The following is a 4,754-nucleotide window of genomic DNA, read 5'->3' as shown; positions in this document are numbered from 1 at the left end:
CCCTCTACGGGCGTTATATTATCAATACAGTTTTTTTACCTTTTTTACGCTCTCCAAAATCGTGGTTTCGAACCCGGTTTCCCTCCACGTTTCGAACCCCTCTCCAGGGTATTAAACTCTTTCCATGTCTAAGTACCGTTCTCTTAAGTACCACGCGTGATCTTCCGATATATCACCATCTATATAAGCAGCATTTATGGAACCATACAGTTCGCACCACAAACAGTCGTAAGGATACTTTCCTTCTTTCATTGCATCAAGATCGTGCTGCAGATATGGTGGAAGATTTACCTCATAGTATTCTTTTTTTTCTAATGTATTCATTTGCTCACCCTTTACCGTTTTCACAGTAGTGTTACAATTAATTTTAAGATTTACATTTTCAAAAACCTGGATGGCTTTTTCTTTTTCACCAGCGGATCAACGACTTTAATGAGATTCTGTGTTTCTTCGCTCAGAGTTGATTTATCCGGAACGCTGCGTATAAGCTCTCTTAAGATCTTTTTTGGCACTTTGGTGCAGACTTCCTCCTCCACACGCTCCAATTCTTCTTTGGCTGCTTGCAGATCGTTCTGCAGGTCTTGTAGCGCTTCTTCTTGCTCAGCCAGTTCTTTTTTCTGCTGTTCGAGATTCTCTCTTTTTACTCGGAGTTCTGTGTCCAGCTGCGCTGCCATTTCTCTGTCTTGCTGCTCTGCTTTGACCGCTGCCACATGCTTTGACTCTAGGATGTCTAATGCTTTCTCTTTTAGGCTGATCTGATCTGTCAGATCACTTTTCCGGGCTTCTGCCTGCGCGATTTCCGATTTAAGACGTTTAAATACTTCGTGCTGCCGATTCATCAGCAGCTGCATATCATCAATGATTTTCTGCCGATCAGCAAGCAAAGAATCCATTTTTTTCATTTTTTCGCTCTGCTGCATAATGATATAGTCATTTTTCCGCAGGTTCTGCTTATTCGGTGCCCGATTCTCTGGCTCTGTCTCGACCTCGATGCCTTTTTCTCGGCATATTTCATTCCATTTTTCCCGGCATTCTCTCGTGTAGACTATCTTCCGGTTATTTGTTCGAGATTCTTTTGCGCCCGGCTCTGGCAGCTGATACCCCAGCTGCTTTAATGCTTTTTCCTGCCCGATCGCAAGATACCCGGCTGGATGTCTGTATGTCCAGACCTGCCGGACGTGGACGTGCGGCGTTTGCTCGTCAAGATGCAGCGCCACATCCAACCTCTTGATGTGATGTCCAAACTTTTCCCTGTGCCAAGCGTTAAATTCGTTATACACCGCTATCAGCTGATTAGGATCCACTGTATCATCTTTGTTGCCGATCTGGTAAATGACCTCTTCCGGGGCTGTCTTTTTGCTTTTAAGCAGATCTGCAGGCGTTTTACAACGCTCTGCATGTCGCGCAGCAACTGCACGCGCATTCATGTCTTGCAGCAGGTCAGCGAACGCTTCTGTATAAAATTTTAGTTCCGCTTCCTGAAAGGTCATGTTCTTATCCCGATAGACGTTGAGATAGCTGTTTTCTTTCTGTTTCCCCGGATCAATATGGTCTGCATGGGTTATGTCGAAGTCCCGGTCATTATGCCTTGCCAACCCCCATTCCCGGCTTGAGTGCTGCGTTGTTCTCATGTTCTACGCCTCCCGTCTCCACTACGTTCTCGGTCTATCATAACACGTCTGACAGCTCCAAACAAGTACCCAGTATGAATATGCGCAAGCGCATATCCTCCTGGGCACTTCGTGGAGTCCTCAACGCCCCTTTAAAAAGGTGCGGGCGGACGCCTTCCCCTAAATCTGCTGCTGCCGCGGTAATTGCCGGAAACAAAATGTTTCCTTTCTGCAGCAGCATAGTCGCTCCATTCCGTCAAGGTCACTCAGTCCGCTATCATTCCCTCCCGGGAATTCCTTATGCTCCCTCGTTCTCTTGACTCCATTCTCGCCCTTGCGCACATTCATATTTATTGTTTTTCCGCTAGTCTCTTTTTGTACAAAAAATAGCTGCTGCGGCTTAACCCGAATCTTTCCCTGAGCTGCTTTTCGCCAGCACCTTGCTGCAGCAGCTTTTCAAATTCGGCAATCTGATCTTCTGACAATGCTTTCTTTCTTCCGGCACCCCGTTCATTATGTTTGAGATCCGGCGCCGCACTACGCTGGCTATATTCGCTGCAGCGTTGCTGCAGCACAGCGATTCTCTTCTCAGCCAGGGTAACCTCTGCATTCAGTCTTTTGATTTTCTCGCACATCTGCAGATATGTCGGAGATCCGGCAAAATCTGTTTCTGCCCTTTTTCGCATCCGATCGATCTCTTTGTCTTTGTTGATCACAATGTCTGTCATATCAGCCAGGGCTTTTTTTAACTCCTGGACTTCCTTGGTCAGTCTTTTGTTTTTCTCCTGCACCGTTTCTATCGCCATGTTCACTCTCCTCTCTCTTAGTCTTAAAATTAATTTTAAGACTATTTTACAGCAGGTTTTTCCTTTTGTCAATTGACGACAGTGTGTTTTCCGGCTATAATGTGATCAAATCTCATGAGGCAGATAATATGTAAATCAACACATAACACTGCAATAATAAGAGACGTTCCAGCTTCGTACTTGTTACTCCGGGATACTTCGAGTTATTCTGAGGGTTGAACTATGTTGTTGCTGGAGAGAGAAAAAGAGTGATTTTCATCACTCTTTTTTTTGTCCGGCAAAGTATCAAAATTAATTTTGATACTTTGCTACTTTTTCAATCCACCCAACGCTGCCACCAGTGTTTTCTTCCCTGTCTTTCAGCTTCTTCAGCTGGCTTTTCGATCATTTTTAGCTTCTGTTCACTGTTCGCCTGTAGAAGCTGCGCTGCCTTTATGCTCTCCTGGGCAGACACAAGAGCGGCTGTGGTACGATCCAGCGAATGTTGTAGGCTCTCGATCTGCTTGTCCTTTGCTTCAAGCTCTTTTCGCAGCATTTCTATGATCTCTTTCATGGTTTCGCTGGTTTCGCAACTAGTTTCGGTTGGTTGCGCAACTTGGTTTCGCGTATCCTTGCCATAATGCTGTAAAATAGCCGTTTCCGTGGTTTTATCTATGATATAACGTTGCGCAACATCTTTCGCAACTTGGTTTCGCGCACACCATTTTCTAATAGCCTGCTCTGACACCCCGCAGGTCTCCGCCAACTCCTTAATCGTACTCATCTCAATATTCACCCTTTAGAAACATTTTGTATGCTTCTTCCTCTGAAATTCCTCTTTCTTTTGCAATTCGTTCAACAATAACGACCACTTTTTGTGCTGCCTGCTGCTGATCCGCTCCGGACAACTGCACCATATTCTCCCTGTTCATCGAGCTTCGCAGCTCTACCCAATCTATTTTTTTCCACCAGCTGTACACAGTCGGCTTGCTTAGACCAGTTTCCCGGATACATTCTGCTTTTGTTCCATCTGGATGAGTCATCCGCCAATCAACCACAATCTGCGATTTATCTGGTCTACCGTCCTTATTTCTCCATTCTCCGTTTGGATAATCAATGTTCTGAACGGCTCGTGCTCTTTCCAGATGAACCACTTGATTTCTTCCATTTCGCTTATTCTTTTCAATCGCTATGCCTGTCCGTACTACAATCGTGTCAATCGGATACGTAATATAACTTTCCGCATAAGCTTCAAGCGCGTGCAGCACGTCATCTTCTGTAAATTCATCACCTCTGCTATTCATAAAAGGGATCAGTCCGTAAGCATCCTCTTCCAGCACTTCCCGCGGTACACCACACTTCTGCGCATAAGTAGCCAATGTCATTATGCACCAATAGCGATGCCCCTGCTCTGCACCCTCCAATATTTTCCGGATCCACCAGTCATACAAGTCCTTTTTACAAGTCCATGTGTTTTTCGGTCGCTTTTCTACGATCCGCTGCTGATACCATTCTGGATATTTCTTCTTTGCCTCTTCCAGGTGCAGATCCGACTTGTACACGAAATTTTCTGCCCTGTATTCCCCCGGGACAAACCGATTTAAGTATTCAACCGTCACTTTTTCTCCGGTGCGGAACGCCCTGCAGCGTCCTCCGTCTTTTGTGATCGTGCCGACCACCCGAAATCCCTGGAACAGGCTTTCATACTGTACCTTTTCATGCAATGCGGACGCTCCCTGCGTCCATGCCTGCCAGGTCAGCCGTTTTTTCAGTTTTTCCAGCTGTTCCACTATGTTTTTGAACATCGGAATCGGCTGCTGAAAGACATAATAGATGTGGATTCCTGTGCCCGATGAGATCAAATACGTGGGGCGGGGCAGCCCCCAGACAAATTTCAGCATCTCATGTCCCCGGTCGATCTGTTCCATGAAAAATTCCCATTGCTGACGCTCCTCTATCCCATCCAGATCAATCGCCAGCGCATACATCAAACGAGCATTTGAGGATTTCCGGCTCTTCCCAATGTAGCTGATCGGACTCATCAAGCAAAAATCATCACTCGCAGCCATATCCGCGATCGCATCAAGATCATCCGTCACTGTCAAACGTTTCGTCCGCTTTCCACCCTTTTCAATTGCTACCGCAATCCCATTATATTTTCCATCCTCATAGACACCTTTTTCTTCAAACGATCCCTCCGGAAAGATCTCCCGGTAAAAATCTAAATAGTGGATCTCATCAAATGATGATTCCAATGCTGCCACAATATCGATCATTTCTACTCCTTGGCTACCCCCTCTCCAGACCCCTCTACGGGCGTTATATTATCAATACAGTTTTTTTACCTTTTTTACGCTCT

Annotated in this window: 5 protein-coding genes; all 5 read right to left on the bottom strand. The window is 45.7% G+C overall.

Annotation, left to right across the window (positions count from 1 at the left end):
* Positions 1-111: 111 nt before the first annotated feature.
* Positions 112-324 carry a hypothetical protein gene (locus DXB83_RS16175; RefSeq protein WP_118697887.1) on the bottom strand — a complete coding sequence of 71 codons (213 nt, stop codon included), beginning with the start codon at positions 322-324 and terminating at the stop codon, positions 112-114.
* Positions 325-374: 50 nt separating this feature from the next.
* Complete coding sequence (locus DXB83_RS16170; RefSeq protein ID WP_118697886.1) at positions 375-1,631, bottom strand: hypothetical protein; 1,257 nt, start codon at positions 1,629-1,631, stop codon at positions 375-377.
* A gap of 329 nt (positions 1,632-1,960) precedes the next feature.
* On the bottom strand, positions 1,961-2,416 hold the full coding sequence (locus tag DXB83_RS16160; RefSeq protein ID WP_118697884.1) for a helix-turn-helix domain-containing protein: 456 nt from the start codon (positions 2,414-2,416) through the stop codon (positions 1,961-1,963).
* 316 nt (positions 2,417-2,732) lie between these two features.
* The gene (locus DXB83_RS16155) at positions 2,733-3,179 is read right to left on the bottom strand and encodes a hypothetical protein (protein WP_118697883.1); all 447 of its coding nucleotides are present in this window, start codon (positions 3,177-3,179) and stop codon (positions 2,733-2,735) included.
* 1 nt (position 3,180) lies between these two features.
* Positions 3,181-4,671 (bottom strand): hypothetical protein, encoded by a 1,491-nt coding sequence (locus DXB83_RS16150; RefSeq protein WP_118697882.1) that lies wholly within the window; start codon positions 4,669-4,671, stop codon positions 3,181-3,183.
* Positions 4,672-4,754 lie beyond the last annotated feature (83 nt).

The sequence above is a fragment of the Blautia sp. OM06-15AC genome, assembly GCF_003481425.1.
Taxonomy (GTDB): Bacteria; Bacillota; Clostridia; order Lachnospirales; family Lachnospiraceae; genus Fusicatenibacter; species Fusicatenibacter saccharivorans.
The sequence above is the reverse complement of the archived record's forward strand: the minus strand, read 5'-3'. Positions and strand labels throughout refer to the sequence as shown.